The organism is Leclercia sp. UBA2479 (genome assembly GCF_002341985.1).
GTDB lineage: Bacteria > Pseudomonadota > Gammaproteobacteria > Enterobacterales > Enterobacteriaceae > Enterobacter > Enterobacter pneumoniae.
The window spans coordinates 61,948-85,155 of record NZ_DDPB01000004.1 but is presented as its reverse complement, the minus strand read 5'-3'; the positions used below and the strand labels follow the sequence as shown (position 1 = coordinate 85,155).

The window sequence follows — 23,208 nt, the reverse complement described above, 5'->3', positions numbered from 1 at the left end:
GCCCTTTTTTATAGCGATTACTGCCGTTAAATTGGCCAGATATTGTCGATGATGATCTGCAGGGAGCGGTTGCCACGAAACTCGTTAATATCGAGTTTATAAGCCAACTCCACTTCACGCACGCCGTTGTCCGGCCAGATAGAGGTATCAACATTAAAGGCGATGCCATCCAGCAGCGGACCGCCGCCGACAGGCTCGACCATAACTTTCAGGTGGCGTTCGCCGACAATGCGCTGCTGCAGCAGACGGAAGCGGCCATCGAACAGCGGTTCCGGGAACATCTGCCCCCAGGGCCCTGCATCGCGCAGCATTTGTGCCGTTTCCATGGTCATTTCGGCTGCCGGAAGTTCTCCGTCCGAGACCACCTCGCCCTGCAGTAACGCGGGATCCAGCCACTCGGTCACCAGCGCGCCAAACAGCTGCTGGAACTCGTCAAACTTTGCCTCTTCCAGCGACAGGCCCGCCGCCATCGCGTGGCCGCCGAACTTAATCATCAGGTCCGGATGAAGCGTGTGGAGTCGCTCCAGAGCATCGCGCATATGCAGCCCCTGAATGGAGCGGCCGGAACCCTTCAGCGTGCCATCCCCCGCGGGGGCAAAGGCAATGACAGGACGATGAAAACGCTCTTTGATACGCGACGCCAGAATGCCGACGACACCCTGGTGCCATTCCGGGTGATACATCGCCAGCCCGCCCGGCAGCGTCTCGCTGCTGCGCTCCAGTTTCTCGCACAGAGTCAGCGCTTCGGCCTGCATCCCCTGCTCAATCTCTTTGCGGGTCTGGTTCAGCGCATCCAGTTCGTTGGCCAGCATGCGCGCTTCGCCGATGTTATCGCACAGCAGCAGCGCCACGCCGACGGACATATCATCCAGACGCCCCGCCGCATTCAGCCGCGGCCCCAGAGCAAAGCCCAGATCGCTGGCAGCCAGCTTTAACGGATCGCGCCCGGAGATCTCCAGCAGCGCTTTAATACCCGGCCGGCATTTGCCCGCACGGATGCGGCCTAACCCCTGCCAGGTGAGAATACGGTTGTTAGTATCCAGCGGTACCACATCTGCCACGGTACCCAGCGCCACCAGATCGAGATATTCAGCGAGGTTAGGTACGGCGATGCCGCGAGATTCAAACCAGCCTTTATCACGTAGCAAGGCGCGCAGGGCCAGCATCAGATAAAACGCCACCCCGACACCCGCCAGCGATTTAGACGGGAAGGCGCAGTCGCGCAGATTTGGGTTGATGAGCGCTTCTGCCGCCGGGAGCGTATCGCCGGGGAGGTGATGATCGGTGACCAGCACCGGGATCCCAAGCTCATGCGCGCGATCCACGCCGCTATGAGAGGAGATCCCATTATCCACGGTCATGATCATTTGCGCGCCGCGCGCGTGGGCTTGATCCACCACTTCCGGGCTCAGGCCGTAACCATCTTCAAAACGGTTCGGCACCAGGTAGGCCACATTGTCGCAGCCCATCGCCCGCAGGCTCAAGACGCTCAGCGCCGTACTGGTAGCGCCATCGGCGTCAAAATCGCCCACCACCATAATGCGGGTGCCTTCACGAAACGCGTTGTAGAGCATTTCAACGGCTTTATCGATACCGCTCAGTTGCTGCCAGGGAAGCATCCCTTTTACGCTGCGTTCCAGATCGTCAGGTTTTTTTACGCCACGGCTGGCGTACAACCGACGCAAGAGGGGCGGCAGATCCGCAGGCAGATCTGCATTTTCATCCACTTCACGTCGGCGGAGCTGTATCGTTGATTTCACGCGAATTATTTACCGCCAAACTGTTTCTGGTGTGCATCAAGGAAGGCTTTCATCTCTTTCGGCCCCTGATAACCCGGCACTACGTAGCCGTTATTCAGCACAATGGCCGGGGTGCCGGTCACACCGAACTGAACGCCCAGCGCATAGTGATTCGCGATGTCGATATCGCATGAGGCCGGCTGAATGCCTTTGCCGCTCATGGCGTCATCAAAGGCTTTGTTGCGATCTTTCGCACACCAGATGGCTTTCATATCCTGTTCTGGCTGGCTCTGGACGCCCGCGCGCGGGAAGGCCAGATAACGCACGGTGATCCCCAGCGCGTTGTAGTCTTTCATCTCTTCATGCAGCTTGTGGCAGTAGCCGCAGGTGATGTCGGTGAAGACGGTGATAACATGTTTTTCCTGCGGCGCTTTGTAGATGATCATCTCTTTTTCCAGCGCATTCAGGTTTTTCATCAGCATCTGGTTGGTGATATTCACCGGCTGCGCGCCGCTCACATCGTACAGCGGCCCCTGAAGGAAATGTTTGCCATCTTCGGTGACGTACAGCACGCCGCCGCTGGTCATGACGGTTTTCATTCCGGCAATGGGCGCAGGCTGAATGTCGCTGCTGGTGACGCCAAGCTTAGCCAGCGACTGTTTAATCGCTGCATCATCTGCATGTGCCAAACCCGATAACGAAGCTGCCAGCAGAGTGAACAGCGCTAATGACTTTTTCATAATCCTTCCTTAAACAATTCGGCACTCACGCGCGTGGGTGGTGCTGTTGATGTAGCTGCCGCAAGCGTTCCGTGGCGACGTGCGTATAGATTTGCGTCGTGGAAAGATCGCTATGACCAAGCAACATCTGCACCACGCGCAAATCGGCCCCGTGGTTTAACAGATGCGTTGCAAAGGCGTGACGCAGAACGTGCGGTGACAGTTTTTCACTGTCGATGCCTGCCAGTGTGGCGTAATGTTTGATGCGATGCCAGAAGGTTTGCCGCGTCATTTGCTGGGCGCGCTGGCTGGGAAACAGCACATCGTTAGAGACGCCGTTCAGCAGCCAGGGGCGACCGTGCTCCAGCCAGTTTTCCAGCCAGTACACCGCCTCTTCGCCCAGCGGAACCAATCGCTCTTTATTCCCTTTACCGATCACCCGCACTACACCCTGACGCAGGCTGATATCGCTCATCGTCAGCCCGACCAGCTCAGAGACGCGCAGACCTGTCGCATACAACACTTCAAGCATCGCTTTATCGCGTAACTCCAGCGGCTGGTCAACAACGGGTGCCTGTAATAATCGCTCAACTTGCGCTTCGCTCAGATCTTTGGGCAGACGTTGGGGCAGCTTAGGCGACGCCAGCGAGGCGCTGGGATCGTCCGGGCGAATTTTCTCGCGATAAAGATATTGAAACAGCCGACGCACGGCGCTGAGCAGCCGCGCGGAGCTGGTGGCTTTGTATCCCCCCTCCACGCGCTCGGCAAGCAGGGCCTGCAAATCGTCGCTTTGCGCAGTCGCCAGTTCGCGATCGTGATGATGCAGCCACGCCGCCAGCATCGTCAAATCGCGCCGATAAGCACTGAGGGTATTTTCAGCCAGATTCTTCTCAAGCCAGAGCGCGTCGAGAAATTGTTCGATGAGTGCGAGATCCTTTTCCACTTCCGCCCCTTTAGTTCTGCTGTCGGTGCATTATGCCTGAAGGCGTATCGTTTCTGGTACACTAGTTCGCAACGTCAAAGCAAGTATTGAGACATTTTAGCGATGAATATTGGTCTGTTTTATGGTTCCAGCACCTGCTATACCGAAATGGCTGCTGAGAAAATTCGCGACATTATCGGCCCTGAGCTGGTCACCCTCCATAACCTCAAAGACGATGCGCCGACCCTGATGGAGCAGTACGACGTGCTGATCCTCGGCATTCCAACCTGGGATTTTGGCGAACTGCAGGAGGACTGGGAAACGGTGTGGGATCAGCTGGACTCTCTGAACCTGGACGGCAAAATTATTGCGATGTACGGCATGGGCGACCAGCTGGGTTACGGCGAATGGTTTCTGGATGCGCTGGGCATGCTGCACGATAAACTCGCGCCAAAAGGGGTGACCTTTATCGGCTACTGGCCGACGGAAGGCTACGAGTTTACCAGTAAGAAACCTATCACCGCAGAAGGGCAGCTGTTTGTCGGTCTGGCCTTGGATGAAACCAACCAATACGACCTCAGCGAAGAGCGGCTGCAAAACTGGTGCGAGCAGATCCTCGGCGAAATGGCAGAGCAGTTTAGCTAAATCGCTACCGTCCTTGCGTCGGCTGTTGCTGAGCAATCATCCGACGCAGGTCTCGCCACTCGCCTTCATCCATGCTATCCGCCGATACCCATAAATGGTGGCAGCGCTGCTCTTCGCTTGCACGCAGACGCAGCATCATGCCGGCGTTAATCATCCACGGCGAGCCGACGATCTCCCACTCTTTCCCCTGCCAGCGCAGGCGAGAATCCATAAACAGTTTAATTTCACCCTGACGGGCGTTGATCCGCCGCTGGCTTCGAACGCTGTCAAAGACCACCAACGAGAGAAGTAGTAGCCAGAGCGGGGTATAGCTCAGCGGCCATGGCATTAACAGAATGGCGGCCGCAACCAACCCGTGGAGTAAAAGAGACATCCACTGTGAGCGCCACGAGACGCGTAAATCAGATTGCCACAGGACCACGTTCCCGATTCCGTGTTTGAATTAAAAGCACCATCCGTTGCAGCTCGCTGTCGGCTGGTTCGCCATGATTCATCAGCCAGTTGAATAAATCTGGATCATCACACTCCAGCAGGCGGATAAACAGCTGTTTATCTTCATCGCTCAGGCTGTCGTATTCATGTTCGAAGAACGGCATGATGGAGATGTCGAGTTCACGCATACCGCGACGGCATGCCCAGTGAATGCGGGCTTTATTATTAATATCCATGTCATTTTTCCTGCATAACGTTGGGTTCAGACACTGCTCCACGCCAGAGTTTTCCCTGCGTGAGGCAAAATCTAGTGTAACGTGTTTTCTGTCGATTCTTTACTGGAATATTACGCATCGGAAGAGGCTGCGCAGAAAACAGAGGCAAAACTGAAGCGGCTCGCACGCTCTTGCGTAACCTTTCGCAGAACGCGTTGAAGGCACGAATAGCCTGTTGAAACCGCTTGCATTGACTACAGTCTCTTTTACCATTAGGCATCAATAAAGCGTTAAGCAAATCAGGACATCACTATGGCATTTACCCCTTTCTCTCCGCGCCAGCCTGTCGCCTCTGCGCGTCTGCCGCTGACGCTGATCACCCTCGATGACTGGGCGCTGGTTTCCGTTACCGGCCCGGATAGCGAAAAATATCTGCAGGGCCAGGTGACTGCGGATGTGGGTCAACTGACGGAGCACCAGCATCTGCTTGCGGCTCACTGCGATGCAAAAGGTAAAATGTGGAGTAACCTGCGCCTGTTCCGTCGCGGCGAGGGCTTTGCTTTTATCGAGCGCCGCAACCTGCGCGATGCTCAGCTGACTGAGCTAAAAAAATACGCGGTCTTCTCCAAAGTCACTTTTTCGCCGGACGACGAGGTCGTGCTGCTGGGCGTGGCCGGTTTCCAGGCGCGTGCTGCCCTGACGAATCAGTTTGCAGAGCTGCCGGATGCCAGCAAACCGCTGACCACCGATGGCGTTACGTCTATTTTGTGGTTTGAACATCCCGCTGAACGCTTCCTGCTGGTCACCGACGTCGCCACGGCCGAGCGCCTGACCGAAGCGCTGCGCGGCGAAGCGCAGCTGAACGGCAGCCAGCAGTGGCTGGCGTTGAACATTGAAGCCGGTGTGCCCGTCATCGATAGCGCCAACAGTGGGCAATTTATTCCGCAGGCCACGAATTTGCAGGCGCTGGGTGGCATCAGCTTCAAAAAAGGGTGCTATACCGGCCAGGAGATGGTGGCGCGTGCGAAGTTCCGTGGCGCGAATAAACGTGCGCTCTGGTATCTGGCGGGCACCGCCAGCCGCGTTCCGGAAGCCGGCGAAGACCTTGAAATGAAGATGGGTGATAACTGGCGTCGTACCGGTACGGTTCTGGCCGCCGTTCAGCTTGATGATGGCCGCCTGCTGGTGCAGGTCGTGATGAATAACGATATGGAGCCTGACAGCGTGTTCCGTGTACGTGATGACGCCAACACATTAAGCATCGAGCCGCTGCCTTACTCTCTGGAAGAGTAATAGCCCTGACAGACGGCGAGTAAAAAAAAACGGTAACCCGAAGGTTACCGTTTTTTGTTATGAGAGCGCGCGCGCCGCACCGCGGTTACACCTGCCCCACATATAAATAAATCGCCAGGAAGTGACAGACACTTCCCCCCAGCACGAAGCCGTGCCAGATGGCGTGGTTGTAAGGGATGCGTTTGCAGACGTAGAAAATAACCCCTAGCGAATAGATTACGCCCCCTACCGCAAGCAAGGTCACGCCGCCTGCCGACAGTTTCACCGCCAGCTGATAGACCACAATCAGCGACAGCCAGCCCATGGTCAGATAGGTGACCAGTGACAGAACTTTGAAGCGGTGAGCGATGGTCAGTTTAAATAGGATGCCCAGCAGCGCCAGACTCCAGATAACAATCATTAACCCACGCGCAAGCGGAGAACCCAGCCCCACCAGCAGGAAAGGTGTATAGGTGCCGGCAATCAACAGATAGATGGCGCAGTGGTCGAATTTCTTCAGCCAGATCTTGGCTCGCTGGTGTGGAATAGCGTGATAAAGCGTGGAGGCCAGGAACAGCAAAATCATGCTCCCGCCGTATAAACTGTAGCTGGTAATAGCCATCGCACTGGCGTTAGCATCCACCGCCTGCACCAGCAGTAACACCAGACCGACAATACCAAAGACGAGGCCGATGCCGTGGCTGATGCTGTTGGCTATCTCCTCAGCCAGTGAATATCCCTGTGCGAGTAATGGTTTATTAACCATAGAGGTCTCCAGGAGAACATAAAAAAATAACGTATCGCCAGACTATGCTAACTGAGAATGATTCCAGTGAACACCTGTTAGCTAAAATAAAGTCTGATTTTCAGATAAGTTATATTTTTCATATTGTTACATATAAACCTCACCGCACAGCTGTTCACTCTACGTTAAAGACATTCAAATTCAATGAGATAAAACTGCGTCTGCCCGGGATAGATGTCGGTGATGACCTGCTTTAGCTCAGATAAGGTCATGTTTTCTTGTCGTGCATGTTGTTCATCAAGCGTATCCAGGGTCACGGTCGCGGTGCCGGTCACCTTGATGGTGCAGAAATAGCCATCATCTTCATAGCGGCCAACGCGCAAAATATCACCTGTTTTAAAATGCGACTCGCTTTTATCGCGAAGGGTAATGGTCTTACGCCCGGCCAGAATGTCATCCTGAAAGCGTTGAAAAAAAGTGATGTCGTTTGGCTGCATGGTATGATTCCTTAACGATGACGTCTGCGATGAGAGTTTTGCCACAGTGAGTATGTTCACCCACGCCGCGATTGCCAGTCTCAATAATCTGGAGATGATGGTCTACAACTTTGTCATCAAAAACCGCGACAAAGTCATGTATATGACCATTCGCGAGCTGGCAGATGCCGCGGGCGTGTCCACGACCACCGTGCTGCGTTTTTGCCGCAAGCTTAACTGTGAAGGTTATTCTGAATTTCGGGTACGCTTTAAACTCTATTTAGAGCAGAACGAACCTCAACAAGCTAATTTTGGCGCCAGCGAAATTATCAGCTTCTTTAAAGGTGTCAATAACGAAGAGTTTGATGCCCTGCTCGACGACGCTGTAGATATTATTTTATCTTCTGAACGAATTATATTTGTCGGCGCGGGCACCTCTGGCTCCCTGGCAAAATATGGCGCACGCTTTTTCTCAAATATCGGAAAATTCAGCAACCATATCGACGATCCTTATTTCCCCGTCACTAACGATATGGCTAAAAACGCCCTGGCTATTGTCCTCTCTGTCTCGGGCGAAACTGAAGAGATCCTGCGTTTCGCCAGCCAGTTCAGCCTGCATCACTGCAAGGTACTCTCCATTACCAGTCACGAGCACTCTCGCCTGGCGAAGCTGGCCGACTTTAATCTCTCCTGGCATGTGCCTCAAACGCGCATCGGCGGCGTCTACGATATTACCACTCAGATCCCGGTGATTTATATTCTGGAATCTTTAGGCCGTAAACTGGCGAAGAAACTGACAGAATAAAACATCCTGTTTTTTTGGTGTAACAAATCACATTTTGCGCGAATTGTTATATCGTGACTTTTAATTCCCCTTTGTTAGACTCGAAAACAGAACGTAATTAACGAGATTAGCAAAGATGAAAAAACTCACCTTACCAAAAGACTTTTTATGGGGCGGCGCGGTTGCGGCGCATCAGGTCGAAGGCGGCTGGAACAAAGGCGGCAAAGGGCCGAGCATTTGTGACGTGCTGACCGGCGGTGCCCATGGCGTACCGCGTGAAATCACCCAGCAAGTGGTGCCGGGGAAATACTATCCGAACCATGAGGCGGTCGATTTTTACGGCCACTATAAAGAAGACATTAAGCTGTTTGCCGAAATGGGCTTCAAATGTTTCCGCACCTCCATCGCCTGGACCCGTATCTTCCCGAAAGGGGATGAAACCCAGCCAAACGAAGAAGGGCTGAAGTTCTACGATGAGATGTTCGATGAGATGCTGAAGTACAGCATCGAGCCGGTGATCACCCTCTCCCACTTCGAAATGCCGCTGCATCTGGTGCAGGAATACGGCGGCTGGACCAACCGTAAAGTGGTCGATTTCTTTGTGCGCTTCTCTGAAGTGGTCTTCGAGCGCTACAAAAATAAGGTCAAGTACTGGATGACCTTTAACGAAATCAATAACCAGCGTAACTGGCGTGCGCCGCTGTTCGGCTACTGCTGCTCTGGCGTGGTCTATACCGAGCATGCTAATCCGGAAGAGACCATGTACCAGGTGCTGCATCACCAGTTCGTGGCCAGCGCCCTGGCGGTGAAGGCCGCGCGTCGCATTAACCCGGAGATGAAAGTCGGCTGCATGCTGGCGATGGTGGCGCTCTATCCGTTCTCCTGCAAGCCAGAAGACGTGATGTATGCCCAGGAATCCATGCGTGAGCGTTATGTCTTTACCGATGTTCAGCTGCGCGGCTACTACCCGTCTTACGTGCTGAACGAGTGGGAACGCCGCGGCTTCTCTATCAATATGGAAGCGGGCGACGAGCAGATCCTGCGCGAAGGCACCTGCGACTATTTAGGCTTTAGCTACTACATGACCAACGCCGTGAAGGCAGAGGGCGGTACCGGCGATGCAATTTCCGGCTTCGAAGGTAGCGTGCCGAACCCGCACGTCAAAGCCTCTGACTGGGGGTGGCAGATTGATCCGGTGGGCCTGCGCTACGCACTGTGCGAGCTGTATGAACGCTATCAGAAGCCGCTGTTCATCGTGGAAAACGGGTTCGGCGCCTACGATAAAGTGGAAGAGGACGGCAGCATCAACGATGATTACCGCATCGACTATCTGCGTGCCCACGTCGAAGAGATGATAAAAGCCGTCACCTACGATGGTGTAGATCTGATGGGCTATACCCCGTGGGGCTGCATCGACTGTGTGTCGTTCACCACGGGTCAATACAGCAAGCGTTACGGCTTTATCTATGTGAACAAGCACGACGACGGTACGGGCGACATGTCGCGCTCCCGTAAGAAGAGCTTTGAGTGGTATAAAACCGTCATCGCCAGTAACGGCGAAACGCTTTAAGCCCCACGGGCACATGGCCTCTCCCCTGCGGGGAGAGGTTCTATTTCCCGCCCGCTAATTCAAGAAAACTGCCCGTCACGTACGACGCCTTCTCGCTCAGCAGCCAGACAATCGCCTGTGCCACCTCTTCCGGCTGCCCACCGCGCTGCATCGGCAACATCGACTTCACCCGATCGACACGCCCCGGCTCACCGCCAGAAGCATGAATATCGGTGTAAATCAGCCCCGGACGCACGCAGTTCACGCGGATCCCCTGCGCTGCCACTTCCAGCGCTAAGCCGGTGGTCAGCGAATCCACGGCCCCTTTCGACGCGGCATAATCCACATACTCGCCCGGTGCGCCAAGGCGAGAGGCGGCGGAGGAGACGTTAACAATCGCCCCGCCTTTACCCCCGTGGTTGTGCGCCATGCGTTTGACCGCCTCACGGCAGCAGAGGAAATAGCCGGTGACGTTGGTCGCCAGCACCCGATTAATGCGCTCGGCAGAGAGATTCTCAATCGTGCTCTGTTCAAACAGAATGCCGGCATTATTGACCAGGGCGGCGAGCGGTTCTCCTTCACGATCGAGACTTTCAAACATTGCCAGCACCTGCGCTTCATCGCTGATATCGGCGCGCAATGCAAATGCCCTGCCTCCTGCGTCCTGTATGGCATTAATGACCTGCGTTGCGGCGTGGATGTTGTGATGGTAGTTAACCGCCACGGTATAACCTTCACGGGCCAGCTGCAGCGCGGTAGCTTTGCCAATCCCCCGGCTGGCGCCGGTAACCAGTGCGATTGCCATTGTTCACTCCTTAAAAAAAACCGGGTAGCGCATGCGCTTACCCGGTTTGTTAATCAGTGGGGGGTTACTGGTATTCGCTCATCGGCACGCAAGAGCAGAACAGATTCCGGTCGCCGTAGACATCGTCCAGACGTTTAACCGTCGGCCAGTATTTGTTTGCCACACCCGCCGGGAAGACCGCCAGTTCGCGGGTGTAACCGTGGTTCCATTCCGCCACCAGTTCGTTCTGGGTATGCGGGGCATTTACCAGTGGGTTATCGGTAAGCGTCCACTCACCCGATTTCACGCGGTCAATCTCACTGCGGATCGCCAGCATCGCATCGATAAAGCGGTCCAGCTCGACTTTGCTTTCAGACTCGGTTGGCTCAACCATCAGGGTTCCGGCAACCGGGAAGGACATGGTTGGCGCGTGGAAGCCGTAGTCGATCAGACGTTTAGCAATATCCAGTTCGCTGATGCCGGTCTCTTCTTTCAGCGGACGGATATCCAGAATGCACTCGTGTGCTACGCGGCCATCACGGCCCGTGTAGAGCACCGGATAGGCATCTTTCAGACGCGTCGCAATGTAGTTCGCGTTGAGGATGGCGACCTGGCTTGCCTGCTTCAGCCCTTCAGCACCCATCATGCGGATATACATCCAGCTGATTGGCAGGATAGAAGCGCTACCAAACGGTGCGGCAGAAACCGCGCCCTGACGGGTCAGCATGCCTTCGATCTGCACCACGCTATGGCCCGGAACAAACGGCGCCAGGTGCGCTTTCACGCCAATCGGCCCCATACCTGGTCCGCCGCCACCGTGTGGGATGCAGAAGGTTTTATGCAGGTTCAGGTGGGAGACGTCCGCGCCGATAAAGCCTGGGGTCGTGATACCCACCTGGGCATTCATGTTGGCGCCATCCAGGTAAACCTGGCCGCCATACTGGTGCACGATTTCGCAGACTTCACGGATAGTCTCTTCGTACACACCGTGAGTGGACGGGTAAGTGACCATGATGCAGGAGAGCTTGTCACCGGTCTGCTCGGCTTTCGCCCGCAGATCCGCAAGATCAATGTTGCCGTTCTTATCGCAAGCGACCACCACCACTTCCATACCCGCCATCTGAGCAGAGGCTGGGTTGGTGCCGTGCGCGGAGCTTGGGATCAGGCAGATATCGCGATGCCCTTCGTTGCGGCTTTCATGATAGTGACGAATCGCCAGCAGGCCCGCGTATTCCCCCTGTGCGCCGGAGTTCGGCTGCATGCAGAGCGCGTCGTAGCCGGTCAGCTTCACCAGCCAGTCAGAGAGCTGGTTGATCATCTGATGGTAACCTTCCGCCTGATCTGCCGGGCAGAACGGGTGCAGCTCGGCGAATTCCGGCCAGGTGATCGGGATCATCTCGGCCGCGGCGTTGAGCTTCATGGTGCATGACCCCAGCGGGATCATCGCCTGGTTCAGCGCCAGATCTTTGCGCTCCAGAGAGTGCATATAACGCATCATCTCCGTTTCGCTGTGGTAACGGTTAAAGACCGGATGGGTCAGGATGTCGTCGTTACGCAGCATGCTTTCCTGGATGGAGCGGCTATCGTGCGCCACCTCTTTATCCAGCGTGTCGATGTTCAGGCCATGGTCTGCACCCAGCAGGACATCGAACAGCGCTGCAACATCGTCGCGGGTCGTGGTTTCGTTCAGCGTAATACCCACCGCGTTCAGGATGTCGCTGCGCAGGTTAATCTCTGCGGCCTCGGCGCGCGCCAGCACGGCGGCCTTGTCGGCAACCTCAACACACAGGGTGTCGAAGAAGTGGGCGTGACGCAGCTTTTGCCCTTTTTGCTGCAGACCCACCGCCAGGATATCGGCGAAGCGATGAATGCGGGAAGCAATGCGCTTCAGGCCAACCGGGCCATGGAAGACGGCATACAGGCTGGCGATGTTGGCCAGCAGTACCTGAGAGGTACAGATGTTGGAGTTCGCTTTCTCGCGGCGGATATGCTGCTCGCGCGTCTGCATCGCCATGCGCAGCGCGGTATTACCGGCCGCATCTTTAGAGACGCCGATAATACGGCCCGGCATGGAGCGTTTGAATTCATCTTTTGCGGCAAAGAAGGCCGCGTGCGGGCCACCGTAGCCCATCGGAACGCCAAAGCGCTGGGCAGAGCCGAAGACGATGTCCGCCCCCTGTTTACCCGGCGCCGTGAGCAGTACCAGCGACATAAAATCGGCCGCTACGCTGACCACGATTTTACGGGCTTTCAGCTCGGCAATAAGATCGCTGTAATCGTGGACTTCACCGGTGGTGCCCACCTGCTGCAACAGCACGCCAAAGACATTCTGATGATCCTTCACCTTTTCGGCATCATCCACAATGACATCAAACCCGAAGGTTTCCGCACGGGTACGTACTACGTCCAGAGTTTGCGGATGGATATCGGCCGCGACGAAGAAGCGGTTTGCGCCCTTCAGTTTGCTGACGCGTTTTGCCATTGCCATGGCTTCGGCAGCGGCGGTGGCTTCATCCAGCAGTGAGGCAGAAGCAATATCCAGCCCCGTGAGATCCAGCGTCACCTGCTGAAAGTTCAGCAGCGCTTCCAGACGGCCCTGAGAGACTTCCGGCTGATACGGCGTATAGGCGGTGTACCAGCCCGGATTTTCCAGCATATTGCGCAGAATAACCGGCGGCAACTGTACCGGGGTGTAGCCCATGCCAATGTAAGACTTAAAGCGCTTGTTAAGGCCGGCAATCGCCTTCAGCTCCGCCAGCGCGGCAAACTCCGTCGTGGCTTCGCCTACCTGCGGCGGTGTGGCAAGCTGGATGTCTTTTGGCACGATCTGGCCGATCAGGGCGTTTAATGAATCTGCGCCAACCGTGTTCAGCATCTCCTGCTGTTGCTGAGCATCCGGCCCGATGTGACGTTCAATAAAGGCGCCACGATTTTCAAGCTGGCTTAAAGTCTGTGTCATGAGCGATGGTTCCTGAAACGTGCAGTGAATGTGTATTCTCCCTCTCCCTGAGGGAGAGGGCTGGGGTGAGGATGTCGTCTGTTCCCCTCACCCTACCCTCTCCCCAAAGGGGAGAGGGAAAAGGCTTACTCGTCTTCTAACAGTGCTTCGTACGCGGTGGCATCCAGCAGCGCGGCAACTTCCGCTTCATCGCTGGCTTTGATTTTAAAGATCCAGCCGCCCGCGTAAGGTTCGCTGTTTACCAGCTCCGGGGAGTCGCTCAGCGCGTCATTCACGGCAACGATTTCGCCGCCAACCGGCGCGTAGATGTCAGAAGCGGCTTTCACAGACTCCGCCACCGCACAGTCATCGCCTGCGCTAACGGTCGCGCCCACTTCCGGCAGGTCAACAAAGACCATGTCACCCAGCAGCTCTTGCGCATGCTCGGTGATGCCTACCGTGTAAGTGCCGTCCGCCTCTTTGCGCAGCCACTCGTGTTCTTTGCTGTATTTCAGTTCTGCTGGCACATTGCTCATTGAAGTTCTCCTGATAAAAATAATTAGACGACCGGCTTACCGGCGCGAACAAAAATCGGTTTAGTGACGGCAACTGGCATCTCGCGATTGCGGATCTGTACAACGGCAGTTTCACCGATGCCCGCCGGTACGCGTGCCAGCGCAATGCTGTAGCCCAGGGTCGGCGAGAAGGTGCCGCTGGTGATCACCCCTTCGCGATGATTGCCATCGGCATCGGTGAAGCGCACCGGCAGTTCACCGCGCAGTACGCCTTTGTCTTTCATAACCAGGCCAACCAGCTGTTCGGTGCCCTTCTCACGCTGCATCTCCAGCGCTTCGCGACCGATAAAGTCACGGTCAGCCGGTTCCCAGGCAATGGTCCAGCCCATATTCGCAGCCAGCGGAGAGACGCCTTCGTCCATCTCCTGGCCATATAAATTCATACCGGCTTCCAGACGCAGCGTATCGCGCGCCCCCAGGCCTGCCGGTTTCACGCCAGCTTCTACCAGCGCACGCCAGAAATCTGCGGCTTTCTCGTTAGGCATGGCAATTTCATAGCCCGCCTCGCCGGTGTAACCGGTGGTGGCAATGAACAGGTCACCTGCCTGCACGCCAAAGAACGGCTTCATACCTTCGGTGGCGTTACGCTGCTCATCGCTAAACAGCGTCGCGGCTTTCATCTGGGCATTCGGCCCCTGAACGGCAATCAGCGACAGATCGTCACGGACGGTGATGTCGATGGCGTAAGGTTCGGCGTGTTGGGTAATCCAGGAGAGGTCTTTTTCGCGGGTGGCGGAGTTTACAACGAGGCGGAAGAAATCTTCAGTGAAATAATAGACGATGAGGTCATCAATCACGCCGCCGGAGGCATTGAGCATGCCGGTATAGAGCGCTTTTCCCGGCGTCTTCAGTTTGGCGACGTCGTTGGCCAGCAGATAACGTAAAAACTCCCGGGTGCGGCTGCCGTGCAGATCGACAATGGTCATGTGGGAAACGTCGAACATGCCGGCATCGGTGCGCACGGCGTGGTGCTCATCAATTTGTGAGCCGTAGTGCAGCGGCATCATCCAGCCATGGAAATCCACCATGCGCGCGCCACATAACGTGTGCTGTTCGTACAAAGGAGTCTGTTGAGCCATCTTTTCCTCGTTGAATAAGCAGGGCTATCTTTGCGTTTCATGCGGTTTTATCCCCACGAAACCCGGCATCGGCACCACTCCTGGATGTCGACGCAAACGTTCTCTTTGACCTGAACTTACCACCGAAAACGGCGGCAAACCATAAGCGAAAATGGGCCATCACATTAGCTTATGACCAAAAAGGTGCCGAAAGCCTACAGAGTTATTCACTAGAATTATGCGATACAGGCCGCACAAATCCAGCATCACACCCGCCGCATTCTGTTAAAAATGATATTTAATCTGGAAAAACGGGATGATTTTCCGCAACATAAAAATCACCACATTAGTTTTATTAATGCGAAAAAGCGGGTGAAATTAGATTATTTCAAACGAGGAGAAACACCCGGCCAGCAGGCCGGGAAAGGAAAGTGTGACGGGGGTCTTATTTAGCGCAGCCAGTCCGGCAGGTCGTTCAGACCCATTGCCTGGCGTAAAAGTTGGGGTTTCACGCCCGGAAGGGTATCGGCCAGCTTCAGGCCCAGGTCGCGCAGCAATTTTTTGGCCGGGTTAGCACCGGCAAAGAGTTCGCGAAAACCCTGCATCCCTGCCAGCATCATGGCGGCGCTATGTTTGCGGCTACGCTCATAGCGGCGCAGATAGAGATGCTGGCCAATGTCTTTACCCTGCTGATGCAGACGACGCAATTCAGCAACCAGCTCCGCGGCATCCATAAAGCCGAGATTGACCCCCTGCCCGGCCAGCGGATGAATGGTGTGGGCAGCATCCCCCACCAGCGCCAGACGATGCGCGGCAAACTGGCGGGCATAACGCCCCGTCAGCGGGAAGACAACACGTTCGCTTTCGACGCTGCAGAGCCCCAGGCGGTTATCAAACGCCACGCAAAGCGCCTGGTTAAAGGCCTCTGGTGTAGCATCGCGCATGGCCTGTGCCGCATCGGGAGAGAGCGACCAGACGATGGAACAGAGATGGGGATCGCTGAGCGGTAAAAAGGCCAGAATGCCGTCATTGTGGAAAATCTGCCGCGCCACGGCCTGATGCGGCTCAGCGGTGCGGATCGTCGCTACCAGCGCATGGTGATGGTAGTCCCACCAGGTCAGGGGGATATCGGCTTTGTTACGCAGCCAGGAGTTGGCGCCATCGGCCCCCACCATCAGGCGTGCCGTGAGCATTTCGCCGCTTTGCAGGGTGAGAAACGCCTCATTTTCTCCCCAGGCTACCTGCTGGATTTGCGCTGGCGCCAGTAGTGTGACATCGCTGCACTGTTCAGCTTTTTGCCACAGCGCCTGGTGAATCACTGCATTTTCAACGATATGGCCGAGATGGCTATAGCCCAGGCTCTCGTCATCAAAGGCAATGTGACCGAAGCTGTCTTTCTCCCACACTTCCATACCGTGATAGCAACTGGCGCGGCGCGCAACGATATCAGACCAGACGCCAAGGCGGGTAAGCAGCTTTTCGCTGGCGGCATTGATGGCCGACACGCGCAATTCGGGTGCCGCATCGGCGGCTATGGGCTGAGGCGGCTGCTGTTCGAGTACCGCCACGCGCAGGCCGCTACCCTGTAAACCACAGGCTAACGCCAGCCCAACCATCCCACCACCGACAATGGCAACATCAACATTCTGCACTTGTTAACTCCTTAGCGAGCGACCCAACCGAGAGTCCTCTGCGCCAGCACGTCGCGTGCCGGAATGAATAATTCCATCGCCATCAGCCCTAAGTTGCGCCCCGCAACCAGCGGGGCCCAGCGGTTAGCGAACAGATGCACCAGCCCATCGGTGACGCCGATGGTCGCCTCTTTATCGCGCTGACGACGGTGTTGATATTGGCATAACAGGGGATACGCCCCGCAATCTTCTTGTCCGAAAAATGCCTGCGCCAGCGTTTCGGCGAGGGTCATCACGTCGCGCAGCCCCAGATTAAAGCCCTGCCCGGCAATCGGGTGCAGGGTCTGGGCGGCGTTACCCACCAGCGCTACGCGATGGGAAATAGCCTGACTGGCGGTGGTGAGCGCCAGCGGATAATGTGCGCGCTGCCCAACATGGGTAATGCGCCCTAACCGCCAGCCGAAAGCCTGTTGTAATTCGTTGCGAAAACGTTCGTCAGACCAGCCTTTGATCTCGTCCGCTTTCTCCAGCGGATGGCTCCAGACCAGCGAACTGCGCCCCTCAGACATGGGCAGCATCGCCAGAGGGCCGTATTCGGTGAAACGTTCAAAGGCACGGCCCTGATGCGCCACGGCAGTGGCAACGTTGGCGATAACCGCTAACTGGTGATAAGGCTGCTGCTGCCACTGGATACCACACTGCTGGCCCAGCGCTGAACGCGAGCCATCGGCGGCCACCAGCAACTCACCCGTGAGAGAGCTGCCATCATCAAGCGTCACGCTGACCTGATCTTCACTACGCGTGAAATGGGTAACACGTGCCGGACAATGCAGCGTCACGCCCGGCGCCTCTTTTAACAGACGGAAAAGCCGCAACCCCACATCATGGAGCTCGACTACCTGTCCAAGGGCATCGATACGATAATCCTGCGCTTCAAGGGTGACGAACCCGGCGTGGCCGCGATCGCTCACGTGCACGGTCTTGATCGCCGTCGCGCAGTCGGCAATCGCCTGCCAGATACCGATGCGGGCAAGGTGCTGACAGGTACCCTGCGCGATAGCGATAGCACGGGCATCGAAACCCGGATGGTCGTTACGCTGTGGTGCGACGGCTTCAATAAGATGGACGGGTAATTGCCCCTGGGTAAGCCGGGAGATCGCCAGCGCCAGCGTCGCGCCGGTCATGCCGCCGCCTACGATGATGACGCTCATGCGCACGCCGCCGCCATCAACGCTTCGATATCGTCGGCTTTTTTCACCACCGTCGCCGTCAGGTTTTCATTACCGGTTTCGGTAATCACAATATCGTCTTCAATACGAATACCGATGCCGCGATATTGCGCCGGGACATCGGCATCCGGGGCAATGTACAGACCGGGCTCCACGGTGAGCACCATTCCCGGCTCCAGCACGCGGGAGCGGTCCGGGCCATAGAAGCCGACATCGTGGACATCCAGCCCCAGCCAGTGGCTAAGTCCGTGCATAAAGAAGGCGCGATGTGCGTTCTCTGCAATGAGCTGTTCCACGTCACCTTTGAGGATTTCGAGATTGACCAGCCCGGTGACCATAATACGCACCACTTCACCGGTCACCTCCTGAATGGTGGTGCCAGGGCGGAAGAGGGTCAGCGCCGTCTCCAGCGAATCGAGGACAATATCGTAAATCGCACGCTGGGCAGGGGTGAACTTACCGTTAACCGGGAAGGTACGGGTAATGTCTCCCGCATAGCCTTTATACTCACACCCTGCATCGATCAGCACCAGATCCCCATCGCGAAGTTCGGATTCGTTTTCAGTGTAATGCAGAATGCAGCCGTTTTCGCCGCCGCCAACGATAGTGTTGTAAGAGGGGAAACGCGCGCCGTGGCGGGTAAACTCGTGCAGAATTTCCCCCTCCAGCTGATATTCAAACATCCCGGGGCGGCAGCGTTCCATGGCACGGGTATGCGCCAGGGCGCTGATCTCACCGGCGCGACGCATTACCTCCAGCTCCTCGGGCGATTTAAACAGGCGCATCTCATGCACGACAGGGCGCCAGTCAGTCACAGACGCTGGTGCCTTCAGGTTCTGCCGTGAGCCTTTGCGCAGCGTATCGAGCGCAGTAAATACAATCTCATCGGCATACGCATACTCGCCCTGGGCGTGGTAGACCTCGTCCAGGCCATTGAGCAGTTGCGCGAGCTGTTCATTGATCTCACTGAAGGCCAGCGCACGGTCTACGCCCAGTTTTTCTGGTGCTGCCTCCTGCCCCAGCCGACGGCCAAACCAGATCTCGGCCGTCAGGTCGCGTACCCGGTTAAACAACACGCTGTGGTTATGGGTGTCATCGCTCTTAATCAGCACCAGCACGGCTTCGGGCTCGTTAAAGCCAGTGAAGTACCAAAAATCGCTGCTCTGGCGATAGGGGTACTCGCTGTCGTTGCTGCGTGTGGCTTCCGGTGCGGCGAAAATAAGCGCGGCGCTGCCTGGCTTCATGGTCGCCAACAGCGCCTGACGGCGGCGAAGATACTCTTGCTGAGTCATGACACCCTCCAGTGGTTGTTCTTAATGTAAGGTTGGCTTCTTAACTTCCGGTGCTGTCGGTTTCACGCGCGTAAACGCGTCATGGCACAGCAGCGATGCTACGCGTACATACTCAATGATCTCTTCGAGAGACATCTCCAGCTCTTCCTGGTCTTCGTCTTCGTCATAGCCTAACTGGGCGATATTACGCAGATCATCGATGGCTTCACCCGCCTCACCGGTCACTTTATCCAGCTTCGGCTGCGTTACCCCCAGGCCAAGCAGATAGTGGTTAACCCAACCGGCCAGCGCGTCGGCGCGCTCAAAGACGCTGACCTCATCGCCTTCAGGCAGATAAAGCTGAAAAAGGAAGCCGTCATCTTCCAGTGAATCGCTGGTCGCGGCGTGCATTTTTCGCAGGGCCTCGGCCAGCTCGTGGCCAAAAGCCAGCCCTTCGTTAGTCAGGTCGTGAACCAGCGGCAGCCATGAGCTGTCGTTGTTTCCGCCACACAGCATCCCGCTGATCAGACCGTGCATTTCAGCCGGGGTGAGCCCCACGCCCTGCTGGTTCAGTAACTGGCCAAATTCGTTGTAGCCAGGCATTTCGTTCTGTATAGACATGCGCATTCGTCATCATTGGGAGGAATATTCATGATATGCTACCACTTTGGACCCTGGTGACACCAGAAAAGGGCTTGTATCTCCGCACCAGGGTAGCTATAGTGTCGCCCCTTCGCAGGCCCCGGGCCGGATGTGAAGGTAGCGCAGTCAAACAGCAGGAAGGTGGCATGTCTGCACAACCCGTCGATATCCAAATTTTTGGCCGCTCGCTGCGAGTGAATTGCCCGCCTGAACAAAGGGATGCTCTGAATCAGGCTGCGGATGATCTGAATCAGCGGTTGCAAGATCTAAAAGAACGCACTAGAGTCACCAATACTGAGCAACTGGTTTTTATTGCCGCGTTGAACATCAGTTATGAACTGACTCAGGAAAAAGCGAAGACCCGCGATTACGCGGCGAGCATGGAACAACGTATTAAAATGCTCCAGCAGACCATTGAACAGGCGTTACTTGATCAGGGTCGCATTACCGAAAGAACGGGGCAAAACTTTGAATAACGCTTCACAGTTGACTATGGTAGAGTGACTGTGAAGAAAAAATTTCTCTGAGATGTTTGCATGTGGGCCAGTCCCCTGAGCCGATATTTCATACCACAAGAATGTGGCGCTCCATGGTCGGTGAGCATGCTCGGTTCGTCCGAGAAGCCTTAAGACTATGACGACACATTCACCTTGAACCAAGGGTTCAAGGGTTACAGCCCGCGGCGGCATCTCGGAGATTCCCTCTCTTCCTACTACCTCTTCATTACCCATGACGCAACTTCCTGAAGTCTCTTCATCCCGACAAGCCATTCGTCAATCTATTCGCCAGCGTCGTCGCGCATTATCCGCCGAACAGCAAACCCTTTTTGCCCAACAAGCCGCCGCCCGCATGATGGCCTGGCCACCCGTATTGATGGCCCATACCGTGGCGCTGTTTTTGTCGTTTGATGGCGAACTGGATACCCGACCGCTTATCGATGCGCTGTGGCGCGCCGGCAAGAAGGTCTATTTGCCCGTATTGCACCCCTTCAGCCCAGGCCATTTACTCTTCCTGCACTACCATCCCCACAGCGAGCTGGTGGTGAATCGTCTGAAAATCACCGAGCCAAAACTGGATGTACGTGACGTGCTGCCTCTGAGCGAACTGGATGTATTGATTACGCCTCTGGTCGCCTTTGATGAGCACGGCCAACGGCTGGGGATGGGTGGCGGTTTTTACGATCGTACCCTGCAAAACTGGCAGCAGTATGGCCTGCAGCCTGTGGGTTATGCCCATGATTGTCAGAGAGTGGAAGCGCTGCCGGTTGAGAAATGGGATATTCCGCTGCCTGCGGTGGTTACCCCGTCCAGGGTGTGGGAGTGGTAGAGATGTCGGGTAAGCGCGAACGCTACCCGACAAACTTGCAGGATTAGTACAGCAGACGGGCGCGAATGGTGCCCGGAATCGCCTTCATGCTCTGCAGCGCTTTCTCCGCCACATCTTCATCTGCTTCAATATCGATAACCACGTAGCCCATCTGGGCGTTAGTTTGCAGATACTGAGCCGCGATGTTCACGCCCTGCTCGGCGAAGATCTGGTTGATGGCGGTAAGCACGCCTGGTCGGTTTTCATGGATGTGCAGCAGACGACGGCCACCGTGCAGCGGCAGAGACACTTCCGGGAAGTTCACGGCAGAGAGCGTCGAACCGTTATCGGAGTATTTGCTCAGCTTGCCCGCCACTTCCAGACCGATATTCTCCTGCGCTTCCTGCGTTGAGCCACCAATGTGCGGCGTCAGGATCACGTTGTCGAATTCGCACAGCGGAGAGGTAAAGGGATCGCTGTTGGTTGCCGGTTCAGTCGGGAAGACGTCGATGGCGGCACCCGCCAGGTGTTTACGCTTCAGGGCATCGCACAGAGCCGGAATATCGACCACGGTACCGCGTGCGGCGTTGATCAGCAGTGAACCGGGCTTCATCAGCGCCAGCTCTTCCGCACCCATCATGTTTTTGGTGGAGGCATTTTCTGGCACGTGCAGGCTCACCACGTCGCTCATATTCAGCAGGTCGGAGAGATGCTGAACCTGAGTCGCGTTGCCCAGCGGCAATTTGCTCTCGATATCGTAAAAGAAGACGTTCATGCCGAGAGATTCCGCCAGAATACCGAGCTGAGTACCGATATGGCCGTAGCCGATGATGCCCAGTTTCTTACCGCGCGCTTCGAAAGAGCCGGACGCCAGTTTGTTCCAGATACCGCGGTGTGCTTTGGCATTCGCTTCCGGAATACCACGCAGCAGCAGTAGCAGTTCGCCAATAACCAGCTCGGCAACGGAACGGGTGTTTGAGAACGGTGCGTTAAACACCGGAATACCGCGTTTCGCCGCAGCGCCGAGATCAACCTGGTTAGTGCCAATACAGAAGCAGCCGATAGCAACCAGCTTCTCAGCGGCGGAGATAACGTCTTCGGTCAGTTGGGTACGGGATCGCAGGCCAATGAAGTGTGCATCACGGATCGACTCTTTCAGCTGTTCAGTGTCCAGCGCACCTTTATGAAACTCAATGTTGGTGTAACCCGCCGCACGAAGGCTATCCAGTGCTTTTTGATGCACCCCTTCGACCAGCAGAAATTTAATTTTGTCTTTCTCCAGTGATACCTTTGCCATTTACCCGACCCTGTCTGATTGTCTGAACTGATGTTGTGCTGGATTTAAATCCGCTCCAGCCAACATATCAAAAAAAACTATTGCAGCAATATGAACGTTTGCGTCGGCTCTCTGAAGAAAAGTCATCCAGAGCAAAATGGCAGAGGAAAATGCTGGAGATGATAATGAAAGCGGCAGGATTGTCAGACGAGACCGAAAAACGTGATACAAGTCACCGAATTTGGCTTTTGCAAAATATTTAGCGGGGGGACAATGCCCCCCACGAGATCATTTTGTGATGGTTTTGACGCCATCTGCGGTACCGATCAGCGCGACATCCGCGCCGCGATTGGCAAATAACCCTACCGTGACGACGCCCGGAAGCGCGTTGATCGCGTTTTCCATTGCGATAGCATCCAGAATTTCCAGACCGTGAACATCCAGAATCACGTTGCCGTTATCCGTAACCACGCCCTGGCGGTATTCCGGACGGCCACCCAGCTTCACCAGTTCGCGCGCCACAGCGCTGCGCGCCATCGGGATCACCTCAACCGGCAGGGGAAATGCACCCAGAATATCCACCTGCTTGGAGGCATCAGCAATACAGATAAACTTGTCAGCTACGGAGGCGATAATCTTCTCACGCGTTAGCGCCGCGCCGCCGCCTTTGATCATCTGCATATGACCATTGATCTCATCAGCACCATCGACATAGATCCCCAGACGATCCACTTCGTTGAGATCAAAAACGGTAATACCCAGGCTTTTCAGTTTTTCGGTAGAGGCGTCAGAGCTAGAAACCGCGCCCTCGATCTGGCCTTTCATCGTCCCCAGCGCATCAATAAAGTGTGCTGCGGTCGACCCCGTACCCACGCCAACAATGGTGCCCGGCTGCACATACTGGAGAGCGGCCCATCCTACTGCTTTTTTCAGTTCATCCTGTGTCATGATCTCATGCCTGTGGTGTCAATGCGTGACGCGCATTATAGAGCAAACACCTT

General features: G+C 55.9%; 23 protein-coding genes and 1 other RNA gene. 7 read left to right on the top strand and 17 right to left on the bottom strand.

Annotated features, from left to right (window positions below):
* Positions 1-26: 26 nt before the first annotated feature.
* From recJ to xerD, 3 genes are read right to left on the bottom strand one after another with little or no spacing between them, the layout of a single operon-like run.
* A complete protein-coding gene (gene recJ / locus B3B59_RS03610) occupies positions 27-1,760 on the bottom strand; it encodes a single-stranded-DNA-specific exonuclease RecJ (protein ID WP_040074148.1) in 1,734 nt (577 codons plus the stop codon).
* Positions 1,761-1,765: 5 nt separating this feature from the next.
* On the bottom strand, positions 1,766-2,479 hold the full coding sequence (gene dsbC, locus B3B59_RS03605) for a bifunctional protein-disulfide isomerase/oxidoreductase DsbC (RefSeq protein WP_040074147.1): 714 nt from the start codon (positions 2,477-2,479) through the stop codon (positions 1,766-1,768).
* A gap of 25 nt (positions 2,480-2,504) precedes the next feature.
* On the bottom strand, positions 2,505-3,401 hold the full coding sequence (gene xerD, locus B3B59_RS03600; protein ID WP_040074146.1) for a site-specific tyrosine recombinase XerD: 897 nt from the start codon (positions 3,399-3,401) through the stop codon (positions 2,505-2,507).
* A 102-nt stretch (positions 3,402-3,503) separates the two neighbouring features.
* Here xerD and fldB point away from each other — a divergent pair, with 102 nt between their 5' ends.
* The gene (fldB, locus tag B3B59_RS03595) at positions 3,504-4,025 is read left to right on the top strand and encodes a flavodoxin FldB (RefSeq protein ID WP_207292358.1); all 522 of its coding nucleotides are present in this window, start codon (positions 3,504-3,506) and stop codon (positions 4,023-4,025) included.
* Between the two features lie 4 nt (positions 4,026-4,029).
* Here the strand turns inward: fldB and B3B59_RS03590 are convergent, their stop codons facing one another.
* Positions 4,030-4,446, bottom strand: coding sequence for a protein YgfX (locus B3B59_RS03590; protein WP_046887112.1), 417 nt, complete (start codon positions 4,444-4,446; stop codon positions 4,030-4,032).
* Positions 4,427-4,693 carry an FAD assembly factor SdhE gene (gene sdhE, locus B3B59_RS03585; RefSeq protein ID WP_040074142.1) on the bottom strand — a complete coding sequence of 89 codons (267 nt, stop codon included), beginning with the start codon at positions 4,691-4,693 and terminating at the stop codon, positions 4,427-4,429. Before sdhE ends, B3B59_RS03590 begins: the two co-directional genes overlap by 20 nt.
* Positions 4,694-4,984: 291 nt before the next feature.
* Between sdhE and ygfZ the strand changes: the two genes are divergently transcribed.
* Entirely contained in the window at positions 4,985-5,965 is a 981-nt protein-coding gene (gene ygfZ / locus B3B59_RS03580; protein ID WP_207292359.1) for a tRNA-modifying protein YgfZ, read from the top strand.
* A gap of 85 nt (positions 5,966-6,050) precedes the next feature.
* On the opposite strand, the gene trhA is transcribed toward ygfZ, so the two are convergent.
* Both trhA and yqfB read right to left on the bottom strand, forming a co-directional pair.
* Positions 6,051-6,710: a PAQR family membrane homeostasis protein TrhA gene (trhA, locus tag B3B59_RS03575; protein WP_040074140.1), complete on the bottom strand. Its 660-nt coding sequence runs from the start codon at positions 6,708-6,710 to the stop codon at positions 6,051-6,053.
* 164 nt (positions 6,711-6,874) lie between these two features.
* Positions 6,875-7,186 carry a N(4)-acetylcytidine aminohydrolase gene (yqfB, locus tag B3B59_RS03570; RefSeq protein WP_040074139.1) on the bottom strand — a complete coding sequence of 104 codons (312 nt, stop codon included), beginning with the start codon at positions 7,184-7,186 and terminating at the stop codon, positions 6,875-6,877.
* 52 nt (positions 7,187-7,238) lie between these two features.
* On the opposite strand from yqfB, the gene B3B59_RS03565 reads away from it, so the two are divergent.
* Both B3B59_RS03565 and B3B59_RS03560 read left to right on the top strand, forming a co-directional pair.
* On the top strand, positions 7,239-7,970 hold the full coding sequence (locus B3B59_RS03565) for a MurR/RpiR family transcriptional regulator (RefSeq protein ID WP_040074138.1): 732 nt from the start codon (positions 7,239-7,241) through the stop codon (positions 7,968-7,970).
* 115 nt (positions 7,971-8,085) lie between these two features.
* Positions 8,086-9,519 carry a 6-phospho-beta-glucosidase gene (locus B3B59_RS03560; protein ID WP_286808098.1) on the top strand — a complete coding sequence of 478 codons (1,434 nt, stop codon included), beginning with the start codon at positions 8,086-8,088 and terminating at the stop codon, positions 9,517-9,519.
* Between the two features lie 40 nt (positions 9,520-9,559).
* Here B3B59_RS03560 and B3B59_RS03555 read toward each other — a convergent pair whose 3' ends face one another.
* The 8 genes from B3B59_RS03555 to B3B59_RS03520 all read right to left on the bottom strand — a co-directional run bounded on the left by B3B59_RS03555 (position 9,560) and on the right by B3B59_RS03520 (position 19,605).
* Positions 9,560-10,303 (bottom strand): SDR family oxidoreductase, encoded by a 744-nt coding sequence (locus B3B59_RS03555; protein WP_286808097.1) that lies wholly within the window; start codon positions 10,301-10,303, stop codon positions 9,560-9,562.
* 64 nt (positions 10,304-10,367) lie between these two features.
* Positions 10,368-13,241, bottom strand: coding sequence for an aminomethyl-transferring glycine dehydrogenase (gcvP, locus tag B3B59_RS03550; RefSeq protein WP_046887118.1), 2,874 nt, complete (start codon positions 13,239-13,241; stop codon positions 10,368-10,370).
* A 125-nt stretch (positions 13,242-13,366) separates the two neighbouring features.
* Entirely contained in the window at positions 13,367-13,756 is a 390-nt protein-coding gene (gcvH, locus tag B3B59_RS03545; RefSeq protein ID WP_040074134.1) for a glycine cleavage system protein GcvH, read from the bottom strand.
* A 23-nt stretch (positions 13,757-13,779) separates the two neighbouring features.
* The gene (gcvT, locus tag B3B59_RS03540; RefSeq protein ID WP_286808096.1) at positions 13,780-14,874 is read right to left on the bottom strand and encodes a glycine cleavage system aminomethyltransferase GcvT; all 1,095 of its coding nucleotides are present in this window, start codon (positions 14,872-14,874) and stop codon (positions 13,780-13,782) included.
* A gap of 428 nt (positions 14,875-15,302) precedes the next feature.
* Positions 15,303-16,505, bottom strand: a complete 1,203-nt coding sequence (ubiI, locus tag B3B59_RS03535) for an FAD-dependent 2-octaprenylphenol hydroxylase (protein ID WP_046887120.1) — start codon at positions 16,503-16,505, stop codon at positions 15,303-15,305.
* A gap of 11 nt (positions 16,506-16,516) precedes the next feature.
* A complete protein-coding gene (gene ubiH / locus B3B59_RS03530; protein WP_046887121.1) occupies positions 16,517-17,695 on the bottom strand; it encodes a 2-octaprenyl-6-methoxyphenyl hydroxylase in 1,179 nt (392 codons plus the stop codon).
* Positions 17,692-19,005: a Xaa-Pro aminopeptidase gene (gene pepP, locus B3B59_RS03525; RefSeq protein WP_046887122.1), complete on the bottom strand. Its 1,314-nt coding sequence runs from the start codon at positions 19,003-19,005 to the stop codon at positions 17,692-17,694. The genes ubiH and pepP overlap by 4 nt, the downstream gene beginning before the upstream one ends.
* 21 nt (positions 19,006-19,026) lie before the next feature.
* Entirely contained in the window at positions 19,027-19,605 is a 579-nt protein-coding gene (locus B3B59_RS03520) for a YecA family protein (RefSeq protein ID WP_154298974.1), read from the bottom strand.
* A gap of 167 nt (positions 19,606-19,772) precedes the next feature.
* On the opposite strand from B3B59_RS03520, the gene zapA reads away from it, so the two are divergent.
* The 3 genes from zapA to B3B59_RS03505 all read left to right on the top strand — a co-directional run bounded on the left by zapA (position 19,773) and on the right by B3B59_RS03505 (position 20,952).
* A complete protein-coding gene (gene zapA, locus B3B59_RS03515) occupies positions 19,773-20,102 on the top strand; it encodes a cell division protein ZapA (RefSeq protein ID WP_040074128.1) in 330 nt (109 codons plus the stop codon).
* A gap of 41 nt (positions 20,103-20,143) precedes the next feature.
* Positions 20,144-20,327: non-coding RNA, 6S RNA (gene ssrS, locus B3B59_RS03510), on the top strand.
* 28 nt (positions 20,328-20,355) lie between these two features.
* Positions 20,356-20,952, top strand: a complete 597-nt coding sequence (locus B3B59_RS03505; RefSeq protein ID WP_046887123.1) for a 5-formyltetrahydrofolate cyclo-ligase — start codon at positions 20,356-20,358, stop codon at positions 20,950-20,952.
* Between the two features lie 43 nt (positions 20,953-20,995).
* Here B3B59_RS03505 and serA read toward each other — a convergent pair whose 3' ends face one another.
* A complete protein-coding gene (gene serA, locus B3B59_RS03500) occupies positions 20,996-22,228 on the bottom strand; it encodes a phosphoglycerate dehydrogenase (RefSeq protein WP_040074126.1) in 1,233 nt (410 codons plus the stop codon).
* 267 nt (positions 22,229-22,495) lie between these two features.
* Positions 22,496-23,155 carry a ribose-5-phosphate isomerase RpiA gene (rpiA, locus tag B3B59_RS03495; protein ID WP_040074125.1) on the bottom strand — a complete coding sequence of 220 codons (660 nt, stop codon included), beginning with the start codon at positions 23,153-23,155 and terminating at the stop codon, positions 22,496-22,498.
* Positions 23,156-23,208: the final 53 nt, after the last annotated feature.

What these genes read in the sequence shown, in the direction of transcription:
- gcvP (WP_046887118.1), bottom strand. Translation starts at nt 13,241, where the DNA reads ATGACACAGACTTTAAGCCAGCTTGAAAATCGTGGCGCCTTTATTGAA.
- B3B59_RS03520 (WP_154298974.1), bottom strand. Translation starts at nt 19,605, where the DNA reads ATGTCTATACAGAACGAAATGCCTGGCTACAACGAATTTGGCCAGTTA.
- rpiA (WP_040074125.1), bottom strand. Translation starts at nt 23,155, where the DNA reads ATGACACAGGATGAACTGAAAAAAGCAGTAGGATGGGCCGCTCTCCAG.
- yqfB (WP_040074139.1), bottom strand. Translation starts at nt 7,186, where the DNA reads ATGCAGCCAAACGACATCACTTTTTTTCAACGCTTTCAGGATGACATT.
- B3B59_RS03565 (WP_040074138.1), top strand. Translation starts at nt 7,239, where the DNA reads ATGTTCACCCACGCCGCGATTGCCAGTCTCAATAATCTGGAGATGATG.
- serA (WP_040074126.1), bottom strand. Translation starts at nt 22,228, where the DNA reads ATGGCAAAGGTATCACTGGAGAAAGACAAAATTAAATTTCTGCTGGTC.
- ubiH (WP_046887121.1), bottom strand. Translation starts at nt 17,695, where the DNA reads ATGAGCGTCATCATCGTAGGCGGCGGCATGACCGGCGCGACGCTGGCG.
- gcvT (WP_286808096.1), bottom strand. Translation starts at nt 14,874, where the DNA reads ATGGCTCAACAGACTCCTTTGTACGAACAGCACACGTTATGTGGCGCG.
- B3B59_RS03505 (WP_046887123.1), top strand. Translation starts at nt 20,356, where the DNA reads ATGACGCAACTTCCTGAAGTCTCTTCATCCCGACAAGCCATTCGTCAA.
- gcvH (WP_040074134.1), bottom strand. Translation starts at nt 13,756, where the DNA reads ATGAGCAATGTGCCAGCAGAACTGAAATACAGCAAAGAACACGAGTGG.
- trhA (WP_040074140.1), bottom strand. Translation starts at nt 6,710, where the DNA reads ATGGTTAATAAACCATTACTCGCACAGGGATATTCACTGGCTGAGGAG.
- zapA (WP_040074128.1), top strand. Translation starts at nt 19,773, where the DNA reads ATGTCTGCACAACCCGTCGATATCCAAATTTTTGGCCGCTCGCTGCGA.
- ygfZ (WP_207292359.1), top strand. Translation starts at nt 4,985, where the DNA reads ATGGCATTTACCCCTTTCTCTCCGCGCCAGCCTGTCGCCTCTGCGCGT.
- pepP (WP_046887122.1), bottom strand. Translation starts at nt 19,005, where the DNA reads ATGACTCAGCAAGAGTATCTTCGCCGCCGTCAGGCGCTGTTGGCGACC.
- fldB (WP_207292358.1), top strand. Translation starts at nt 3,504, where the DNA reads ATGAATATTGGTCTGTTTTATGGTTCCAGCACCTGCTATACCGAAATG.
- B3B59_RS03555 (WP_286808097.1), bottom strand. Translation starts at nt 10,303, where the DNA reads ATGGCAATCGCACTGGTTACCGGCGCCAGCCGGGGGATTGGCAAAGCT.
- B3B59_RS03560 (WP_286808098.1), top strand. Translation starts at nt 8,086, where the DNA reads ATGAAAAAACTCACCTTACCAAAAGACTTTTTATGGGGCGGCGCGGTT.
- sdhE (WP_040074142.1), bottom strand. Translation starts at nt 4,693, where the DNA reads ATGGATATTAATAATAAAGCCCGCATTCACTGGGCATGCCGTCGCGGT.
- dsbC (WP_040074147.1), bottom strand. Translation starts at nt 2,479, where the DNA reads ATGAAAAAGTCATTAGCGCTGTTCACTCTGCTGGCAGCTTCGTTATCG.